General features: G+C 65.8%; 19 protein-coding genes. 12 read left to right on the top strand and 7 right to left on the bottom strand.

The window, feature by feature from the left end; genetic code table 11:
* Window positions 1-3 precede the first annotated feature (3 nt).
* Window positions 4-1,194 carry a PLP-dependent aspartate aminotransferase family protein gene (locus ACAW63_RS00905; RefSeq protein ID WP_371231013.1) on the bottom strand — a complete coding sequence of 397 codons (1,191 nt, stop codon included), beginning with the start codon at window positions 1,192-1,194 and terminating at the stop codon, window positions 4-6.
* A 118-nt stretch (window positions 1,195-1,312) separates the two neighbouring features.
* Entirely contained in the window at window positions 1,313-2,092 is a 780-nt protein-coding gene (locus ACAW63_RS00900) for a MetQ/NlpA family ABC transporter substrate-binding protein (RefSeq protein WP_275608772.1), read from the bottom strand.
* 460 nt (window positions 2,093-2,552) lie between these two features.
* On the opposite strand from ACAW63_RS00900, the gene ACAW63_RS00895 reads away from it, so the two are divergent.
* Genes ACAW63_RS00895 through ACAW63_RS00885 form a run of 3 tightly spaced genes read left to right on the top strand, consistent with a single transcriptional unit; the run spans window position 2,553 to window position 5,163 of the window.
* Window positions 2,553-3,992 carry a cytochrome ubiquinol oxidase subunit I gene (locus tag ACAW63_RS00895; RefSeq protein ID WP_275608771.1) on the top strand — a complete coding sequence of 480 codons (1,440 nt, stop codon included), beginning with the start codon at window positions 2,553-2,555 and terminating at the stop codon, window positions 3,990-3,992.
* 3 nt (window positions 3,993-3,995) lie between these two features.
* Window positions 3,996-5,003, top strand: coding sequence for a cytochrome d ubiquinol oxidase subunit II (gene cydB / locus ACAW63_RS00890; protein ID WP_371231010.1), 1,008 nt, complete (start codon window positions 3,996-3,998; stop codon window positions 5,001-5,003).
* Window positions 5,004-5,013: 10 nt separating this feature from the next.
* Window positions 5,014-5,163, top strand: a complete 150-nt coding sequence (locus tag ACAW63_RS00885) for a DUF2474 domain-containing protein (protein WP_371234534.1) — start codon at window positions 5,014-5,016, stop codon at window positions 5,161-5,163.
* 141 nt (window positions 5,164-5,304) lie between these two features.
* Here ACAW63_RS00885 and ACAW63_RS00880 read toward each other — a convergent pair whose 3' ends face one another.
* Window positions 5,305-6,516, bottom strand: coding sequence for an MFS transporter (locus ACAW63_RS00880; RefSeq protein ID WP_371231008.1), 1,212 nt, complete (start codon window positions 6,514-6,516; stop codon window positions 5,305-5,307).
* Window positions 6,517-6,859: 343 nt separating this feature from the next.
* On the opposite strand from ACAW63_RS00880, the gene ACAW63_RS00875 reads away from it, so the two are divergent.
* The 5 genes from ACAW63_RS00875 to ACAW63_RS00855 are packed head-to-tail and all read left to right on the top strand — an operon-like array spanning window position 6,860 to window position 12,975.
* On the top strand, window positions 6,860-9,691 hold the full coding sequence (locus ACAW63_RS00875; RefSeq protein WP_371231006.1) for a xanthine dehydrogenase family protein molybdopterin-binding subunit: 2,832 nt from the start codon (window positions 6,860-6,862) through the stop codon (window positions 9,689-9,691).
* Window positions 9,684-10,223: a (2Fe-2S)-binding protein gene (locus tag ACAW63_RS00870; protein WP_259757479.1), complete on the top strand. Its 540-nt coding sequence runs from the start codon at window positions 9,684-9,686 to the stop codon at window positions 10,221-10,223. Before ACAW63_RS00875 ends, ACAW63_RS00870 begins: the two co-directional genes overlap by 8 nt.
* Before the next feature lie 2 nt (window positions 10,224-10,225).
* On the top strand, window positions 10,226-11,437 hold the full coding sequence (locus ACAW63_RS00865; RefSeq protein WP_371231004.1) for a cytochrome c: 1,212 nt from the start codon (window positions 10,226-10,228) through the stop codon (window positions 11,435-11,437).
* A gap of 3 nt (window positions 11,438-11,440) precedes the next feature.
* Entirely contained in the window at window positions 11,441-12,412 is a 972-nt protein-coding gene (locus ACAW63_RS00860; RefSeq protein ID WP_275608766.1) for an XdhC family protein, read from the top strand.
* Window positions 12,409-12,975: an NTP transferase domain-containing protein gene (locus tag ACAW63_RS00855; protein WP_371231002.1), complete on the top strand. Its 567-nt coding sequence runs from the start codon at window positions 12,409-12,411 to the stop codon at window positions 12,973-12,975. The genes ACAW63_RS00860 and ACAW63_RS00855 overlap by 4 nt, the downstream gene beginning before the upstream one ends.
* 180 nt (window positions 12,976-13,155) lie before the next feature.
* Here ACAW63_RS00855 and ACAW63_RS00850 read toward each other — a convergent pair whose 3' ends face one another.
* Both ACAW63_RS00850 and ACAW63_RS00845 read right to left on the bottom strand, forming a co-directional pair.
* Entirely contained in the window at window positions 13,156-14,019 is an 864-nt protein-coding gene (locus tag ACAW63_RS00850) for an alpha/beta fold hydrolase (protein WP_371231000.1), read from the bottom strand.
* Window positions 14,020-14,083: 64 nt separating this feature from the next.
* Window positions 14,084-15,208 carry a methyltransferase gene (locus tag ACAW63_RS00845; protein WP_371230998.1) on the bottom strand — a complete coding sequence of 375 codons (1,125 nt, stop codon included), beginning with the start codon at window positions 15,206-15,208 and terminating at the stop codon, window positions 14,084-14,086.
* Between the two features lie 194 nt (window positions 15,209-15,402).
* Here ACAW63_RS00845 and ACAW63_RS00840 point away from each other — a divergent pair, with 194 nt between their 5' ends.
* Window positions 15,403-16,179, top strand: coding sequence for a ferredoxin--NADP reductase (locus ACAW63_RS00840; RefSeq protein WP_371230997.1), 777 nt, complete (start codon window positions 15,403-15,405; stop codon window positions 16,177-16,179).
* A 57-nt stretch (window positions 16,180-16,236) separates the two neighbouring features.
* Here the strand turns inward: ACAW63_RS00840 and mscL are convergent, their stop codons facing one another.
* A complete protein-coding gene (gene mscL / locus ACAW63_RS00835) occupies window positions 16,237-16,644 on the bottom strand; it encodes a large-conductance mechanosensitive channel protein MscL (protein ID WP_275608761.1) in 408 nt (135 codons plus the stop codon).
* A gap of 154 nt (window positions 16,645-16,798) precedes the next feature.
* Between mscL and ACAW63_RS00830 the strand changes: the two genes are divergently transcribed.
* From ACAW63_RS00830 to radA, 3 genes are all read left to right on the top strand, one after another.
* Window positions 16,799-17,041 (top strand): YdcH family protein, encoded by a 243-nt coding sequence (locus tag ACAW63_RS00830; RefSeq protein WP_371230995.1) that lies wholly within the window; start codon window positions 16,799-16,801, stop codon window positions 17,039-17,041.
* A gap of 76 nt (window positions 17,042-17,117) precedes the next feature.
* Entirely contained in the window at window positions 17,118-17,357 is a 240-nt protein-coding gene (locus ACAW63_RS00825; RefSeq protein ID WP_371230993.1) for a hypothetical protein, read from the top strand.
* A 54-nt stretch (window positions 17,358-17,411) separates the two neighbouring features.
* Entirely contained in the window at window positions 17,412-18,788 is a 1,377-nt protein-coding gene (radA, locus tag ACAW63_RS00820) for a DNA repair protein RadA (protein ID WP_371230991.1), read from the top strand.
* A gap of 19 nt (window positions 18,789-18,807) precedes the next feature.
* On the opposite strand, the gene ACAW63_RS00815 is transcribed toward radA, so the two are convergent.
* Window positions 18,808-19,176 (bottom strand): PilZ domain-containing protein, encoded by a 369-nt coding sequence (locus tag ACAW63_RS00815; RefSeq protein ID WP_371230990.1) that lies wholly within the window; start codon window positions 19,174-19,176, stop codon window positions 18,808-18,810.
* Between the last annotated feature and the right edge of the window lie 131 nt (window positions 19,177-19,307).

Below are 19,307 nucleotides of genomic sequence, written 5' to 3'. Positions count from 1 at the left end.
CTCCTACAGCGCGTCCAGCGCCTGCAGGAAGTCCTGGACGATATCTTGGCTGTCCTCGATGCCCACCGAGACTCGAATGGTGCCGTCGTGGATGTCCAGTGCGGTCAGGGCATCGGCGGACAGCGCGCGGTGCGAGGTCTTGCCAGGGTGGGTGATGCTGCTGGCGACGCCGGCGAGCGAGGGGGCGAAGGCGGCCAGTTGCAGATGACCGATCAGGCTGTCCACCTGGTCGAGACCGCCTTTGAGGGTGAAGCTCAACATGCCCGAATAGCCTTTGCGGAACAGGCGCTGGGCAAGTGCGTGATCCGGGTGCGAGGGCAGGCCGGGGTAGTAGACGCGTTCGACCTGCGGGTGCGCTTCGAGGGCTTCGGCCAAGGCCTGGGCGTTCTGCGAATGGGCGCGCATGCGCAGGGCCAGGGTCTTGGCCCCGCGGAAGTTGAGCCAGCTCTCGAAGGGGCTGGCGCTGCCGCCGGCGTTGATCTGGAAGCGCCGGGCGGCGGCGATCCACTGCGCGTCGCCCACCAGCGCGCCACCCATGGCGTCGCTATGGCCGTTGAGGTACTTGGTGGTGCTGTGGATCACCAGGTCGGCGCCGTCGCGCAGCGGCTGGTAGAGCACGGGCGAGAGGAAGGTGTTGTCCACCAGCAGCTTGAGTCCGTGGCGGTGGGCGAGGGCGGCCAGCGCCGGCACGTCGCTCACCCGAACCAGCGGGTTGGAGGCGGTCTCGGTATAGATCAGCTTGGTACTCGGGGTGATCGCTGCTTCCACGGCGGCCAGGTCATTGAGGTCGAGCAGGGTGGAGGCGATGCCGAAGCGCGCCAGCTCCTTCTCGATCAGGCTCTGGGTGGTGCCATACAGCTCGCGGCTGGCGATCAGGTGGTCGCCGGCGTTCAGCACGCCCAGCAGGGCCGCGGAAATCGCCGCCATGCCGGAGGCGGAGAACAGCGCGTCCTCGCCGTCTTCCAGCTCGCGCAGCAACTCCTCCACGGCGCTGTGGTTGGGGTTGCCGATGCGCGTGTACATGTAGTTGTCGGGGTTGCCGGCGAGGAAGTCGTCGACCTGCTCCAGGGAGTCGTAGACGAACACCGAGCTCTGGTAGATCGGCAGGCTCTTGGCGCGGGTGGCCATGCGCCGGTCGACGTCGTGCCCGGCGTGCACGGCGCGGGTGGAGGGGCCTTTGGGGGATTCGCTCATGACGAGTACCTCGAAAAGAAAAACGCCGGTGGAACCTGCCCACCGGCGTCAAAGCGGGTGCGCCGAAAGCGCGCCCAGCGTGGGAGTCGTAGCGCCCGGCCGCAGCCGGGCGACCGGATCAGAAGGCAGGCACCACGGCGCCGTTGTACTTCTTCTCGATGAAGGCTTTGACTTCCGGGCTGGTCAGGGCGGCGGAGAGCTTCTTCAGCGCATCACTGTCCTTGTTGTCCGGACGCGCCACCAGGTAGTTCACGTAGGGCGAGTTGCGGTCTTCGAGGATCAGCGCGTCCTTCACCGGGTTGAGCTTGGCCTCCAGCGCGTAGTTGGTGTTGATCAGGTCCAGGTCGACCTGGTCCAGCACGCGCGGCAGCAGGGCCGATTCCAGTTCCTTGAACTTCAGGTGCTTGGGGTTCTCGGCGATGTCTTTCGGGGTGGCCAGGGCGTTGCTCGGGTCTTTCAGCTTGATCACGCCGGCCTTCTGCAGCAGGAGCAGCGCGCGGCCGCTGTTGCTGCCTTCGTTGGGGATGGCGACGGTGGCGCCGTCCGGCAGCTGGTCAATGGACTTGTATTTCTTCGAGTAGCCGCCGAAGGGTTCGACGTGCACGCCGGTCACGGTGACCAGGTGGGTGCCCTTGCCGGCGTTGAAGTTGTCCAGGTACGGCTTGGTCTGGAAGTAGTTGGCGTCCAGGCGCTTCTCGGCGACCTGCACGTTGGGCTGCACGTAGTCGGTGAAGACCTTGATCTGAAGGTCCACGCCCTCTTTGGCCAGGGTCGGCTTGATCAGCTCGAGGATCTCGGCGTGGGGAATCGGGGTTGCGGCGACGATCAGCTTTTCATTGGCGAAAGCCGAGGTGGTGAAGGCAGCGGCGAGGGCGGTCAGAAGCAGCAGCTTTTTCATTGCGATGTCCTTGTGGGGCAGATGACCGCTGGCGTCCGGGCCGGCCGGGATGGGGCCTTCGTACGGGCGGTGGATTCTTTTTCCGCAGCGCCAGTGGCCGCGGTTGAGGCAGAAGTTACCGGCCTTTTTTATTCCAATAAAATATTAATTTTTCATTTTGATATTCGATTTTGTTCATATGGCTGCGCACGAGCGACCTGAGACAAGCTGTCGCGCGACACCCCGCCGCGCGGCAACCCACCACGGCGGTGCGCACGGGTTGGCGGCGTAAGATCGAGTTGCTTCATTGAGCGGCATCAATGCAGATCACGGTCCATTCTGAATGGGCAGCAAAAATGAAGCCGAACCGACATCAGATCGGTGGCTCGAAACACAGACTCACGCAAGAACGCCCTGCGCATGCGCAAGGCAAGGTGCCTGGCCACTGGCGTGGCGGGCGTCAGCCTGAAGAGGAATCGTCATGTTCGGATTAGAGGCGCTCGACCTGGCTCGGATCCAGTTCGCCTTTACCGTCTCCTTCCACATCATCTTCCCCGCCATCACCATCGGTCTCGCCAGCTATCTGGCGGTGCTCGAAGGCTTGTGGCTGAAGACGTCGGATGAGGTCTACCGCGACCTCTATCACTTCTGGTCGAAGATATTCGCCGTCAACTTCGGCATGGGCGTGGTCTCCGGCCTCGTCATGGCCTATCAGTTCGGCACCAACTGGAGCGCCTTCTCGGCCTTTGCCGGGAGCGTCACCGGCCCGCTGCTGACCTATGAAGTGCTCACGGCGTTCTTCCTGGAGGCCGGCTTCCTCGGCGTCATGCTGTTCGGCTGGCACCGTGTCGGTCCGGGCCTGCATTTCTTCGCCACGGTGATGGTGGCCATCGGCACGCTGATCTCCACCTTCTGGATCCTCGCCTCCAACAGCTGGATGCAGACCCCGCAGGGCCACGAGATCGTCAACGGCGTCGTGGTGCCGGTGGACTGGGTCGCCATCATCTTCAACCCGTCCTTCCCCTATCGCCTGCTGCACATGGCGATCGCCTCGTTCGTCGCCACCGCCTTCTTCGTCGGCGCCTCGGCGGCCTGGCACCTGCTGCGTGGCCGTGACAACCCGGCGATCCGCAAGATGCTCTCGATGGCCATGTGGATGGCGCTGATCGTGGCTCCCATCCAGGCCATGGTGGGCGATGCCCACGGTCTCAACACGCTGAAGCACCAGCCGGCGAAGATCGCCGCCATCGAAGGTCACTGGGACAACAGCGAAGGCGGGCCGACCCCGCTGGTGCTGGTCGGCTGGCCGGACATGGAGCGCGAGGAAACCCGCTTCAAGATCGAAATCCCGGTACTCGGCAGCCTGATCCTGAATCACAGCCTGACCGAACCGATCCCGGCGCTGAAGGACTTCCCGAAGGCGGACCGTCCCAATTCCACCATCATCTTCTGGTCGTTCCGCATCATGGCGGGGCTGGGCATGCTGATGATCCTGGTCGGCCTGTGGAGCGTCTGGCTGCGCCTGCGCAAGCGGCTCTATGAGAACCGTGCGTTCCTCAAGCTGGTGTTGTGGATGGGACCGTCCGGCCTGATTGCCATCCTCGCCGGCTGGTTCACCACCGAGATCGGCCGCCAGCCGTGGGTCGTCTATGGCCTGATGCGCACCTCCGAGGCGGTGTCCAACCACAGCGTCACGCAGATGAGCCTGACCCTGGTGATGTTCGTGCTGGTGTATTTCACCCTGTTCGGCGTGGGCATCGGCTACATGATGCGTCTGGTGCGCAAGGGCCCGGTCACCCACGAAGGTCGCGAAACCAGCCATGGCGGCGCCGGCCAGAAGCGTACTCCGGCGCGGCCGCTGTCGGCTGCCGAGGACGACTTCGACGACGATGACAACGCTAGCCCGGCAGGGAGGAACTGAGCCATGGGAATCGATCTTCCGCTGATCTGGGCGATCATCATCATCTTCGGGATCATGATGTACGTCGTGATGGATGGCTTCGATCTGGGCATCGGCATGCTCTATCCGTTCTTCAAGGACGAAGGCGACCGCGACGTGATGATGAACACCGTGGCGCCGGTCTGGGACGGTAACGAGACCTGGCTGGTGCTGGGTGGCGCCGCGCTGTTCGGCGCCTTCCCGGTGGCCTATTCGGCCGTGCTCTCGGCGCTCTACCTGCCGCTGATCCTGATGCTGGTGGGGCTGATCTTCCGCGGCGTGGCCTTCGAGTTCCGCTTCAAGGCGCGGCCTGCCAAGCGGCACCTGTGGGACAAGTCGTTCATCGCCGGTTCACTGGTGGCGACTTTCTTCCAGGGCGTGGCGCTGGGTGCCTTCATCGAGGGCATTCCAGTGGAAAACCGCGCCTTCGCCGGTGGCGCGCTGGACTGGCTGGCGCCGTTCCCGCTGTTCTGCGGCCTCGGCCTGGTGGTCGCCTACACGCTGCTGGGCTGTACCTGGCTGATCATGAAGACCGAGGGGCGTCTGCAGGAACGCATGCACGACCTGGCCAAGCCGCTGGCGCTGGTGCTGCTGGCGGTGATCGGCATCGTCAGCCTGTGGACCCCGCTGGCCCACGAGGAAATCGCCCAGCGCTGGTTCAGCCTGCCCAACCTGTTCTGGTTCCTGCCGGTGCCGCTGCTGGTGCTGCTGACCCTCTATAACCTGCTGCGCTCGGTGGCCAGCAACGACCATGTGAAGCCCTTCGTGCTCACCCTGGTGCTGATCTTCCTCGGCTACAGCGGACTGGGCATCAGCCTGTGGCCGAACATCGTGCCGCCGTCGCTGTCTATCTGGGACGCCGCGGCGCCGCCGCAGAGCCAGGGCTTCATGCTGGTGGGCGCGCTGTTCATCATCCCCTTCATCCTCGGCTACACCGCGTGGAGCTACTACGTGTTCCGCGGCAAGGTGAAGCATGGCGATGGCTACCACTGAGGTGCGCGGCATGACTCACGACGAGCAGGAGAAGGCGCCGCTGCGCAAGCGGCTCGGCTGGCTGGTGCTGATCTGGGCGCTGAGCGTGGCCGGCCTGGGCGTTGCGGCCTGGCTGATGCGCCTGTTCATGAGCGCGGCGGGGCTGGGCACGCCGCACTGACAGATCCCATCCGGGCGCCTTCCCCCGGCGCCCGTTCCCACATCCCTCGCACGGTTTCGTGCGGGGGATTTTTTTGTCTGGTGTTCGGGATTGGGCTTTATGTAATTGAGCAAGCTCGCTCCTACAAGGAGCGATGGGGGCTCAGTGCAGCTTGTCCCGCTTGGCCAGGGTAGGGAACAGCTTCATCCACGCGCCAGTGACAATCAGCGTACCGACTCCACCCAGCACCACCGCCGGCACGGTGCCGAACCAGTGGGCGGTGACGCCCGACTCGAACTCGCCCAGCTGGTTCGAGGCGCCGATGAACAGGCCGTTCACCGCGCTGACCCGGCCGCGCATCTCGTCCGGGGTTTCCAGCTGCACGAAGGCGCCGCGGATGACCATGCTGATCATGTCCGCCGCGCCCAGCACCACCAGCACCGCCAGGGAGAACCAGAAGGAGGTCGACAGGCCGAAGGCGATGGTGGTGACGCCGAAGATGCCCACCGAGAGGAACATGATCCGTCCGACGTTGCGCTCGATGGGGAAGCGCGCCAGCCAGAACGACATCAGCAGCGCGCCCACCGCCGGCGCCGAGCGCAGCAGGCCCAGGCCCCAGGGTCCGGTGAGCAGGATGTCCTTGGCGAACACCGGCAGCAGCGCGGTGGCGCCGCCGAGCAGCACGGCGAACAGGTCTAGGGAGATGGCGCCGAAGATATCCGGGCGGCTGCGGATGAAGCGGATGCCGGCCAGCAACGATTCCAGCGTGGCCTTGCCCTGGACGGCGGGAGCCTGGCGCGAGGGTAGGGTGAGCACCAATATGCAGGCAATGAAGTACAGCACGGCAGTGGGCGTGTAGACCCAGAAGGCGCCGAAGGCATAGAGGAAGCCGCCGAAGGCCGGCGCCGCGATGGTCGCCGCCTGCATGGCCGAGGCGGAGGCGGCCACGGCGCGGGGGAACAGCGCGCTGGGCACGATGTTCGGCAGCAGCGCCTGGGTGGTCGGCATCTCGAAGGCCCGAGCGGTACCCAGCAGGAAGGCCATCACGAAGATCATCTCGCGGGTCACGCTGTCGGTGCTGGCGCCCACCACCAGCGCTACCGCCACCAGGCCCTGGCCGATCTGGCAGAGCGAGGCGATGCGCCGGCGGTCGTAGCGGTCGGCGACGTGGCCGGTATGCAGCATGAAGATCACGCGCGGGAGGAATTCCACCAGGCCCACCAGGCCGAGGTCGAGCACGTTGTGGGTCAGCTGGTAGATGTGCCAGCCGATGGCCACGGTGATCATCTGGAAGGCGCTGGCGGTGCAGACGCGGGCGAGCCAGAAGGCGAGGAAGGGGCGGTGACGCAGCAGGGACGTGGCTTCGGCAGACATGGCGGAGGCTTTCGCTGGAGGAGTCGTTAGGGGGCTAAGCAAAGGCTGCGAAGCGTAACACGATGTAGCACTTCCCCGGTTGTGCGGTGCGGAATGGGCGGGCTTGAGCGTCCGCGGCACAGATGGATGGCAGGTCGTCCGATTGGCTGACAGCGCGACAAGTTGCCTGCTTGACTTTGCCTGGAAGGATGCAGATGGGTTAAAGTTGACGAAAGGGTCAGGTTTTACAGCAAGAACACCCTTCGGCGTCACCTTCGAAACGCCCCCCGATTGCGCACCCTTCCAGTTTTATTCAGCACCAGAAATCGACATGGGCGGGCCTTCACCGTCCAGAGGATGAACCATGTCCAACCGTGATATTTCCCGGCGTGCCTTCCTGCAAGGCGGGCTGATCGCCGGCGTCAGCGTGACGCTGGCGCCGCTCGGCAGCCGGGCTTTCGCTGCCCTGATGGAGAACTCCGTCACCGTCTCGCCCCAGCAGTGGATGGGCCACGACGGCAAGGTGCGTTTCCGCAACGACGCACTGTCCAAGGTCTGCGGCAACAAGGTGTTCGCCCGCGACATCCGTTCCAAGGACATGCCCGGCTGGCCGCAGCAGCAGGGCCATGCCATGTTGCTCAAGACCATCAAGGCCGACCGCATCTTCGACGGCATCGATCTCGCCTGGCTGGGCGCCGAGCTGCAGCCTGACCGCATCGTCACCGCCGAGGACCTGGACAAGGACGGCATCGTCTTCCCCGAAGCCCACGCCCCGGACCCGCTGCTGCCGCGCGGCAAGGTGCCGATGTTCATCGGCCATCCGGTGGCCATCCTGATCTGGAACGACTTCGAGCGCTTCCGTCAGGCCAAGCTGAAGATGAAGTTCAACGACAAGGCGATCCGCTACGGCGCGCAGGCTCCGCTGTATCAGGGCGATCCCTACGGCAGCTTCCGCTACGTGCGCGTCGGTGGCGCGACCTCGGCCGATCCGGACGAGTTCTCCAGCCTCAAGGACTCGATCCTGTTCCCGATGATCCGCGAGCGCAAGCCGGTGTGGAACCAGCAGCCCAACCAGCACGGCGACCTCACCGAGCAGGGCCTGTTCTACGCGCAGAAGATCAAGGAGCAGATCGACAACCCGCCGGAAAACTGGCTGGTCTTCGACGAACGCTACAAGACCCCGTCCATCGAGCCGGCCGCCATGGAGCCGGACAACGGCAACGGCTGGTACGACCCGGCGAGCAAGACCCTGCATTTCGTGGTCGCCACCCAGTGCCCGTTCGAGGCGGCCTATGAGACGGCGCACATGATCGCCCCGTCGCGCTTCGGCCTGGCCAAGCTGAACATGCACCCCGGCTACACCGTGGGCTACGGCTCCAAGGACCACAACATCTTCGTCTTCTACGCGGCCCTGGCTGCGCTGTACGGCAACGGCGTGCCGGTGCGCCTGGCCAATGACCGCTACGAGCAGTTCCAGAGCGGCATCAAGCGCCACCCGTTCGACATTCGCTACCAACTCGCGGTGGACAAGAAGGACCTGACCTTCAAGGTATTCCGCACCGAGATGAGTGTGGACGGCGGCGGCCGCATCAACTACAGCCCGTCCGTGGCCGCTGTGGGCGCCACCGCTGCGCAGTCGATCTACTACATGCCGCAGAACGACCTGCAGGTGACCGCCTACCATTCCCGCGCCGTCGAGGCCGGTTCCATGCGTGGCTACGGCACCCTGCAGAGCATGGCCGCCACCGAGATGATGGTGGACGAGATCGCCGGTCGCCTGGGCGTCGACGCCATCGAGCTGCGCCGAGTCAACGCGCTGAAGTCGGGCATGAAGAACACCCAGGGTGCGATCCCCGCCGGCGCCCTGCGCCTGCACGAGATCCTCGACAAGGCCGCCGCCCATGAGTGGTGGAAGACCCGCGATGCGCGCAAGAAAGAGATGGATGCCAAGGACCCGGACCACTGGTACGGCGTCGGCTTCGCCATCTGCCAGAAGGACTTCGGCACCGGTTCCGAAGCGCCCATGGCGAGCATCGAGTTCGATGCCCAGGGTAAGGTGCACATGCGCCACATCGGCATCGAGATCGGCACCGGCATGTCCACCTCTCAGGCGCTGGTGGTGGCCGACTTCCTCGGCAAGCCGGCGGACGAGATGAAGACCGCCGAAACCGAGTGGCCGGAGCTTCAGCTGCTCAGCGGCGAAGACCCCTACACCATGAGCCAGCCCACCCAGGACGAGAAGCTGCGCAACCCGCGCTGGGTCGGCAAGTACGCTTCGGCGTCGTCGGCGACCAACTCGGCTTATTACTTCAGCCACGCCACTCGCGAAGCGGCGCGTGTGCTGTTCAACCACGGCCTGTGGCCGGCGGCCCTGGAAATCTGGCGCCGCGGTCCGTTCAACGGCGCCGCCAACCCGCTGGTGGTGCGCCGCGAAGACGCCCACTGGGTGGACGGCAAGCTGACCGCCAACGGCCTGCAGCCGCTGTCGTTCGCCGAGCTGGCGCAGGTCGCTCACGAAAAAGGCCTGGTTACCGGTGCCACCGTCCACGGCTTCAACCGCTGGAGCTGGGCCGAGTGCGATTTCGTCATCGACGGCGTGCGTGACCGCCTGCCCCTGGACGCCCTGGCCGTGAAATACGGCGACGGCGCGCCGGGGGTGAAGAAGGCGCAGATGAACAGCGCCGGCTTCCACCTGCTGGATCGCCAGAACGTGGCCTACCCGCCGGTGCAACTGAACAACGCCGCGGTGACCTACTACAGCCCGGTAGCGACCATCGTCGAGCTGAAGGTGAACAAGGGCAACGGTGAAGTCAGCGTGCTCAACCACCACAGCTGGATCGAGTGCGGCCGCGTGCTGGTGCCGGAGCTGGTGAAAGGCCAGATCGAAGGCGGCACCGCCATGGGCATCGGCCATGCGCTGCTGGAAGACATGCCGCTGTACGAGGGTGGCCCGGGCGAGGGCGACTGGAACTTCAACCGCTATCGCCTCCCGAAGGCGAAAGACGTGGCCGTCTGGCAGCAGAGCTCGGAAATCCTTCCGCCGCTCTCGCCCAGCGACCCGTCCAAGGGCATCGCCGAAGTGGTGATGATCCCGGTGGTCGGCGCCATCGGCAACGCCGTGGCCCACGCCATCGGCAAGCGCGTCCGCGACCTGCCCATCACCCCCGCTCGTATCAAGGAGGCCCTCAATGGCTAACCGTCCGCTCAACCTGACCCTCAATGGTCAAACCGTCGGTCCGGTCGAGGTTCCCGAGGACCTGCCGATGATCGACTACCTGCACGAATACCAGAACCTCACCGGTTCTCGCCTGGGCTGCGGCCAGGGCATCTGCCACGCCTGCGTGGTGATCGTCGACAACCCCGACGGCACCAGCGAGGAAGTGCGCACCTGCATCACCGGCGCGCACTACTTCGAGGGCAAGAAGGTGCGCACCATCGAGGGCCACGCCAAGCGTGAGGAAGACGGTTCGGTGAAGGAGCTGAACCCGATCCAGCAGAAGTTCGTCGACCGCTTCGCCTTCCAGTGCAGCTACTGCGCACCGGGCTTCGTCAACGCCGCCACCGTGCTGGTGGAAAAGGCTCAGCGCCAGCCGCTGAAGAAGAGCGAGCTGGAGGCGACCATCGAGGCCAGCCTGGGCCACCACATCTGTCGCTGCACCGGGTACGTGCGTTACTACGACGCCACCCGCGAAGTGCTGACCGATCTCGGCCTGGTCAAGGAGGGCTAAGCATGCAGCGTATTCTTTCCGGCCTCGCGCTGGCTGCCGGCCTCGGCCTGGCGGTTGGCGCCCAGGCGGCAGATCAGGAGCAGATCAAGCGCGGCGAGTACGTCTCCCGCGCCGCCGACTGCATGGCCTGCCATACCGCCGAGGGCGGCGCGCCGTTCGCCGGCGGCCTGCCAATCCACTCGCCGTTCGGCACCATCTACGGCAGCAACATCACTCCGGACAAGGACTTCGGCATCGGCGGCTACAGCGCCGACGAGTTCTTCGCCGCCCTCACCGAGGGCAAGCGCAAGGACGGCGCCAACCTCTACCCGGCCATGCCCTACACCTCGTACCACCTCATCACGCGCGAGGACAGCGATGCCCTCTACGCCTACCTGATGAGCCAGACGCCGGTGCACCGCGCCGCGCCCGAAACCAGCCTGAGCTTCCCGTTCAACGTGCGCCTGGGTCTGACCGGCTGGAACATGCTGTACGGCAAGAGCGTCCAGCTGGACAGCACGGAGGGCAAGAGCGACGCCTACAAGCGCGGCCAGTACCTGGTGGAAGTGCTCGGCCACTGCGGCGAGTGCCACACCCCGCGCAACCAGATCGGCGCGCTGCAGCAGGACAAGCGCCTCACCGGCGGCCTGCTCAACGGCTACAGCGCTCCGAGCCTGCTGGCCCAGGATCTGGCCGAACGCGGCTGGACCAGCGCCGATCTCACCGGCTTCCTCAAGCACGGCATGAGCCCGCAAGGCAGCATGTTCAACGAGATGTTCCCGGTGATGCACCTGAGCACCCAGCACCTGGGTGACGAGGACCTGGCCGCCATGTCCACCTACCTGCTCGGCGATCAGCCGCCGCAGGCGAAGGTTGTGCAGGCGGTTGCCCAGGACCAGCTCGGCGACAGCGCCAAGCGTGGCCGCCAGCAGTACCTCAACGTCTGTGCCGGCTGTCACGGCAATGACGGCGAGGGCAAGCCGCACATTGCCGTGGCGATGCAGGGCAACACCACCCTGCGCCTGGCCGATTCGCGCAACCTGGCCAAGGTCATCGTCGAGGGCATCCGCGAGCAGCAGTTCACCGGTTTCGAGCGCATGCAGCCGATGCCGGGCTTCGCCGACAAGCTCAGTGACGAGCAGCTCACCGACCTGATCAACTACCTGCGTCAGGCCTGGGGTGGCTTGCCGGGCGACATGGGCGTACAACAGGTCGCTCAACTCAAAGCGGAGTGAGTCGTGCAGCATCTCGATCTGCAAGTGGTCCGCCAGGCGCTCCAGTGGTCCAGCGCCGGCCAGCGCGTGTGGTTGTGCAGCGTGCTCTTCACCTACGGCTCGGCGCCCCGCGCGCCGGGCTCGCTGCTGGCGGTCAACGCCAGCGGCCAGTGGGTGGGCTCGCTGTCCGGCGGCTGCGTCGAGGATGACTTCCTCGAACGCGTCGCCGAGGGCGAGTTCAGCGAGCCGGTAGTCGTCGTGCGTTATGGCGACGGCACCGACACGCGCTCGAACATCCGCCTGCCCTGCGGCGGCATCCTCGATGTGCTGGTGGAAAACCTCGCGCCCGATTGTGAGGTCCAGGCGCACCTGCGCGAGCTGGAGTCGGCGCTGCTCGGCCAGCGCCGCCTGCTGCGTGAAGTGAGCCTGGTCGACGGCTCTCGCCGCCTGAGCGATGACCACGACCACGGCCCGCGCGTAGAGCGTGACGAAGCCAACGTGCGTCTGCGCGTTGGCGCCGCCCAGCGCCTGCTGCTGGCGGGTTATTCCAGTGTCGCGCATTTCTGCGCGGAGTTCGGCAAGGGCCTGGGCTTCGAAGTCATCCTCTGTGACCCCCGCGAGGAAGCGCTGGAGGGTGTGGTACTGGACGGCATCGAAATCCGCCGCGAACTGCCGTCGATCTTCATCGCCGATGGTGGCTGCCACGCGGATACCGCCGTGGTCGCCCTGACCCACGACCCGAAGATCGATGACCTGGCGATGCTCGAAGCCGTGCGCACCGAGGCCTTCTACATCGGCGTGATGGGCTCGCGCACCACCTCCGAGAAGCGCCGCGAACGCCTGCACCGTATCGGCGGCCTGAACGAGGCGGAGCTGGCGCGCATCCACGCGCCCATCGGTCTCAACCTGGGCAGCAAGACCCCGGCGGAAATCGCCCTGGCAGTGCTCGCCGACATCCTGCGCACCCGCAGCGGCATCGCACGCGAGGCGCTGTGACGGTCGTCGCGCTGGTCCTGGCTGCCGGCCTGGGCTCGCGCTTCGGCGCGGACAAGCGCCGCGCGATGCTGCCCGACGGCCGCAGCCTGCTGGCGCACAGTGTCGAGCGGGCCCAGGCGGTGTTCGATGAAGTGCGTGTTGTGCTGCGTGAGGGCGAGCGGGCGGAGGATTTCGGTCTGCCTGCCGGCTGCCGGGTTATCCACAGCCCGCAAGCGGCGCTCGGCATGGGCCACAGCCTGGCTGCCGGCGCTGTTTCCCTGTGCGACAGCGACGCCCAGGCGGTCGCCATCCTGCTCGGCGACATGCCGTGGATCGCCCCGGAAACCCTGCGCCAGTTGGCCGATGCCGCCACGGCTTCGACCATTCTTTTCCCGCTCTTTGATGGCCAACGGGGGCACCCCGTGGTGTTTGGGCGCGACTTCTGGCCGGCGCTGACGCAACTTATCGGCGACGAAGGTGCCCGCACCGTGGTGCAGGCCAATCGTGATCGTTGCGTGCTTGTCGATGTGAATGACGCGGGCGTGCTGCGCGACGTCGACACTCCGGCCGCATTGGGCTCCTGATCGGTTCGCGTGCAAGCTCGCTACAGGTTGGTGCCGGCGTTTCCCTTGTAGGAGCGAGCTTGCTCGCGAACCCCAGCGACACCGAGCCTCATGGTTTTTGTAGGGCGGATAACGCGCCAGCGTTATCCGCCGCGAACGTGCCGGCGGATAACCTGTTCCAGGTTATGCGCCCTACGGTGATCAATGCTGGCCCAGCCACTGGGCAATGCGCGGCCAGATTTCCAGGCTGGCATTGCGCGACAGCAGCAACCGGTTATGGCTGTAATCCTCTCGCGCACCGGTCGCCAGTCCGAACAGCTCCAGCGCCGCATCACGCCCGCCGAACGCCTTCACCAGCGCTTCGCACCCGGCGACAGGCGCAATGAAGGTATCGCCACTGCCTGCTACTCCCAGCACCGGTAGTTCGACGTCAGCAAGTCCCGCCAGATAATCGAAACCCGCCAGCGAATCGAAGCGCCGCCGCAGGTTCCATTGGCACCACTGCCGCATCAGCCGTGCGCTCTCCGCCTCCGGCCCGACATTCTTTGGCCGGCTGGGCGCGACACGCCGCCAGCGCAGCATCCAGTCGAACCCCAGGATCGCCAGCCGGTGCTGCAGGCTGGCTCCGGCCGCCGTGGCCTGGGAGCCGATCAGTACCGTCGAGCGCAACCGAGGTTTCGCCAACTCCGGGTTGCGCGCCGCCCACATGGAGACGATCAGCCCGCCGCCGGAATGGCCGATCCAGTGCAGTGCCGTGTGTCCGCTACGCTGGCTCACCGCATCGAGAATCGCCGGCACGTCCTGATCGGCTACATCATCAAAGCTGTGGATAAAGCCGTTGCGCCCACTGTCGCCATGCCCGCGCCAGTCGAACAGCCAGCAGGCGAAGCCACGGCTGCCAAGATAATTGGCCAGGCCCAGGCAACTGCGATGGTTGGAGAAGGTGCCGTGGGTCAGCACGACCGGTACGCCGTCCGCCGGCCCCACGAGACGCAGCGCCAGGTTGACGCCATCGGCGGTACGGACGAGCTCCGGGAGGGGCAGGGCGGGTGCTTGTGCGGTCATGGCGTGCGTCCTGGAGGGGCGATCCATGCTGCTCCGGCGCTGCAGCCTGCGCAATCCCGCCGGCTTATTTGGTCGCTTTCAGCACCACGAATTTCGGATTTGCCGCCACCTGCTCGACGCCGCGGAACAGGCGTTTGAGCTTGGCGTGGTAGCCCAGGTGGCGGTTGCCGACGATCCACAGTTCGCCGCCGGTGACCAGCGCGGCGCGGGCCTGCTGGAACATGCGCCAGGCGAGGAAGTCGCCGACCACCTGCTGCTGGTGGAAGGGCGGGTTGCACAGCACCAGGTCCAGCGAATCCGCCGGCTGGCTGGCGAGACCGTCGTCCGGACGGATATCCACAGGGCGATCGCCGAAGGCGGCCTGCCAGTTTTCCCGCGCAGACTGTACGGCCATGTAGGACTCGTCCACCAGCGTCAGTTCCGCCGGCGGATTCAACTGGGCGAAGGCGATGGCCAGCACGCCGTTGCCGCAGCCCAGGTCGGCGGCGCGTACTGCGTGGTGGTATTGCGGCAGGTGCGGGAGGAAGGCGCGGGTGCCGATGTCCAGGCCTTCGCGGCAGAACACGTTGGCGTGGTTGACCAGCGTCAGCGCGGGTTTGTCCAGGCGGTAGCGGGTGGGGTAGGGCGACGCCGGCGCCGGACGTTGCTCGGCGCTGGCGACCAGCAGGCGGGCCTTTTTCACCGCCAGCGAGGCCTGCATCGGACCGATGTACTTCTCCAGCAGGTCGCCGGCGGCGCGCGGCAGGTGCTTGATCATGCCGGCGGCGACCACCTTGGCCCCCGGCGCGAGCTGGCCATGCAGGCGGATCAGTTGCTCCTCCAGCAGCGCCAGGGTCTTGGGCACCCGCACCAGTACGTGGTCGAACGGGCCTTGCGGGGTTTCGCTGGCGGGCACGAAGGTCAGCGGCGCGTCTGCCAGCCCGTTGAGTTCCAGATTGCGTTGCAGGGCGATGAAGCCCAGGTGCGAATCGCCGCTGCTGGTCACGCGCACATGGGGGGCGAGGCTGGCGGCGAGGGCACCAAAACTGTCGTTGAGCACCAGGACCCGGGTGTCTGCGCCGACGCCTTGCTCATGCAGGTGGTTGAGCAGGTACTCGTCGGCCGCGTCGAAGGCCTGCAGCGGGTCTTCGCGCTGTTCGGGGTGGCGGACCAGGTCGAGCTGGGCGAAGGGGCTGGCGAGGACAGGCATGGGGCTCTCGAACGGGTGTTTCGGATGGATGGCTCCGGCAACCGTCGCAGGCCGGCCGGAAACCGGAAATTATCGCCTATCCGCGAGGCTTTCGTCTGCGTTGTGCGCAGGCGAGCGATGACCACAAGCCTTGCGGGTGTTTCTCGCGCCGCCAATACGGGAAAATGGGTCGGTTCTTGTGAAAGGAGCGGACGATGACCGCCAGCGAAGAGAAGTTCACCCGCCAGACCCTGCTGGACGTGCAGACGCTCACGCCGAGCCTGTTCACCCTGCGCACCACCCGCGACAGCGGCTACCGCTTCCGCGCCGGGCAGTTCGCCCGCCTGGGCGTGTACAAGCCCAGCGGCAGCATCGTCTGGCGCGCTTACTCGATGGTTTCGGCGCCCCATGACGAGTTCCTCGAATTCTTCTCCATCGTGGTGCCGGACGGCGAATTCACCAGCGAACTCAGCCGCCTGCAGGTCGGCGACCAGTTGCTGGTCGACCGCCAGGCCTTCGGCTTCCTCACCCTCGACCGCTTCCCCGACGGTCGCGATCTCTGGTTGCTGGCCACCGGCACCGGCCTTGCGCCCTTCCTGTCGATCCTGCAGGACTTCGAGGCCTGGGAGCGCTTCGAAAGCATCAAGCTGGTCTACAGCGCCCGCGAAGAGAAGGAACTGGCCTACCGCGAGCTGATCGCCAGTTTCAGCGCGATGGAGCACCTGGCGGAGCACATCCACAAGCTGCAGTTCATCCCGGTGGTCACCCGCGAGAGCGTCCCCGGCTGCCTGAATGCGCGGATCACCACGCTGATCGAGAATGGTGAGCTGGAGCGCGCCGCCGGTCTGGAGCTGAGCCCGGAGCACTCGCGCGTGATGCTCTGCGGCAACCCGCAGATGATCGAGGACACCCGCGCCGTACTGAAGGCGCGCGGCATGAGCCTGGCGCTGACCCGCAAGCCCGGGCAGATCGCGGTGGAGAATTACTGGTAGGGGGGGCGCTGGAGAGAGGTTTGCTCACCCCGCCGATGCGACGGGGTGAGCCGGGGCTCAGGACGAGCGGTTGCGCTGTTCCTTGAGCAGGTCGCGGATTTCGCTCAGCAGTTCCTGGTCCTTGGTCGGCGCAGCCGGCGCGGCCTCTTCCTCGCGCTTGAAGCGGTTGATGGCCTTCACGCCCATGAAGATGGCGAAGGCGACGATCAGGAAGTCCAGGCAGGTCTGGATGAATTTGCCGTAGGCCATCACGACGGCTGGCGTATTGCCCTCGGCGGCCTTGAGGGTGATGGCCAGGTCGGAGAAGTCCACGCCACCGATCAGCAGGCCGATGGGCGGCATGATCACGTCGCCGACGAAGGACGAGACGATCTTGCCGAAGGCGGCGCCGATGATGATACCGACGGCCATGTCGACCACGTTGCCCTTGACGGCGAAGGCCTTGAACTCGCTAAGCAGACTCATGCAGGAACTCCTTGTAACAGAGGGGGACAGGTGGGCAGTTTAGCGGCCTGTCGCCACCTGATCATCCCGAATCGTTCAATGACCGGCGGTGCTGGGCGCTTTTACCGGGTGGTCTAGGCTTAACGGGCAACCCATCCATTCAAGGAGGTCCGCCATGCCGCTCGAGCATCATCCGCTGTCCCGCGAATTTCCCGACCAGAAGGCACTGATGACCCGCTTGCACGGGAAGGACGCCACCTTCACCCGCCTCGCCGCCAGCTACGAGGAGCTGGACCGGAAGATCTACGACATCGAGGACGGTCGCCAGGCGATGGACGACCTCTCGCTCAATTCACTCAAGCTGCAGCGCGTGACGCTGAAGGACGAGATCGCCGACCTGCTCAAGCGATCCAGCTGAGCTTGATCGATATCAAGGGTGTGGGTTGGAGCGAGGCGTAGGCTCCTGTCATCCTTTTCCAACTGGTGCCACCGCCATGCGTAAATCCCTCTCGTCCTCTGGCAAGTCCGTCACCAACTCTCAACGTAACGCCGAAGTCCTCCGCGCCCAGGAGCGCCTGGTTCGCCTGAAGCTGCAGTACGAGCTGCTGGACCAGCGCATCGGTCGGGTGGAGGAGGGCGTCGAGCGTCCCGACGGGACCCTGGCGTCGCTGCGCATGCGCCGCGAAAGCCTCAAGTACGATATGGAGTGTCAATATCGCCGCCTGGCGGGCTGATGCACCTGGCCCGATTGGCTATGATGCGGGCTTTGTCTTCGACGGAGTCCGCTCATGGCCAAGGCCAAGCGCATGTACGGCTGCACCGAGTGCGGCGCCACCTACCCGAAATGGGCCGGCCAGTGTCCTGATTGTGGTGCCTGGAACACCCTGGTCGAGACCGTCGTCGATACCACGCCCACCGGCGGCTCCGGCGGCAGTTCCGGCCGTGGCGGCTGGGCTGGCCAGCAGGCCAACATCAAGACCCTCGCCGAAGTCAGCGTCGAAGAGATGCCGCGCTTCACCACCGCCTCGGCGGAGCTGGACCGCGTGCTCGGCGGCGGCCTGGTCGACGGCTCGGTGGTACTGATCGGCGGCGACCCCGGCATCGGCAAGTCCACCATTCTCCTGCAGACCCTCTGCAACGTCGCCGCGCGCCTGCCGGCGCTCTATGTCACCGGGGAGGAATCCCAGCAGCAGGTCGCCATGCGCGCCCGCCGCCTGGGCCTGCCGGAAGACAAGCTCAAGGTCATGACCGAGACCTGCATCGAAAGCATCATCGCCACCGCGCGCCACGAGCAGCCGAAGGTGATGGTGATCGACTCGATCCAGACCATCTTCACCGAACAGTTGCAATCGGCCCCCGGCGGCGTCGCTCAGGTGCGCGAGAGTGCGGCCCTGCTGGTGCGTTTCGCCAAGCAGAGCGGCACGGCGATCTTCCTGGTCGGCCACGTCACCAAGGAAGGCGCGCTGGCCGGTCCGCGCGTGCTGGAGCACATGGTCGACACCGTGCTGTATTTCGAGGGCGAATCCGATGGCCGCCTGCGCCTGCTGCGGGCGGTGAAGAACCGCTTCGGCGCGGTCAACGAGCTGGGTGTGTTCGCCATGACCGACCGTGGTCTGAAGGAGGTTTCCAACCCCTCGGCGATCTTCCTCACCCGCGCCCAGGAGTCGGTGCCCGGCAGCGTGGTCATGGCCACCTGGGAAGGCTCGCGGCCGATGCTGGTGGAGGTGCAGGCCCTGGTGGACACCAGTCACCTGGCCAACCCGCGCCGCGTGACCCTCGGCCTGGACCAGAACCGCCTGGCCATGCTGCTGGCGGTGCTGCACCGCCATGGCGGTATCCCGACCTACGACCAGGACGTGTTCCTCAACGTGGTGGGCGGGGTGAAGGTGTTGGAAACCGCATCCGACCTGGCGCTGATGGCGGCGGTGATGTCCAGCCTGCGCAACCGCCCGCTGGATCATCAGTTGCTGGTGTTCGGCGAGGTCGGTCTGTCCGGCGAGGTGCGCCCGGTACCCAGCGGCCAGGAGCGCCTGAAGGAAGCGGCCAAGCACGGCTTCAAGCGTGCCATCGTGCCCAAGGGCAATGCGCCGAAAGAGGCGCCGGCCGGTTTGCAGGTCATCGCGGTGACGCGCCTGGAGCAGGCGCTGGATGCGTTGTTCGAATAGCGGCTTTCTGTAGGAGCGATCAGTGTTCGCTGAGCAGCGTGAGCTCGCGTTCCAGCAGCGATTCGTCGCCCAGGTTGAGCTCCACCAGGCGGCGCAGATGGCTGATGGATTCCAGGTCGATGTGCTTGCAGTTGAAGCCCAGTAGCCCCTCGCGTTCCCAGGCCAGCTCGGCTTCCATGTAGACGTTGACGTCGAAGCCCAGGTAGATGCGCACCTGCACCGGCTCGTCGGGCACCACTGCCCAGTGTTCGGGCCGTTGCACCAGCACCCCCTGCAGTGACAGGTCGAGCAGGGTGACCTTCCAGCGCTGGTCGCCCTGGCTGATTTCCGTGCCGGCATCGAAGGCAATGCGCTGGAAGCGCCGGCGCTCGGCGTGATCGTCACTCATTGTCGTGGCTCTCCGGCCGTTCTGCTTCGCCTCACTATAGACAAACCACCGGCCACGCGTTGCACGCCATGTGCCGACCTTTCGTCCGTCAGGCATTTCTGGCGCGGGTTTGACAGGCTGCGGTCGCTCGC

This window comes from Pseudomonas sp. QE6 (genome assembly GCF_041379005.1).
GTDB lineage: Bacteria > Pseudomonadota > Gammaproteobacteria > Pseudomonadales > Pseudomonadaceae > Pseudomonas.
This window is presented reverse-complemented; position numbering and strand designations above follow the sequence as displayed.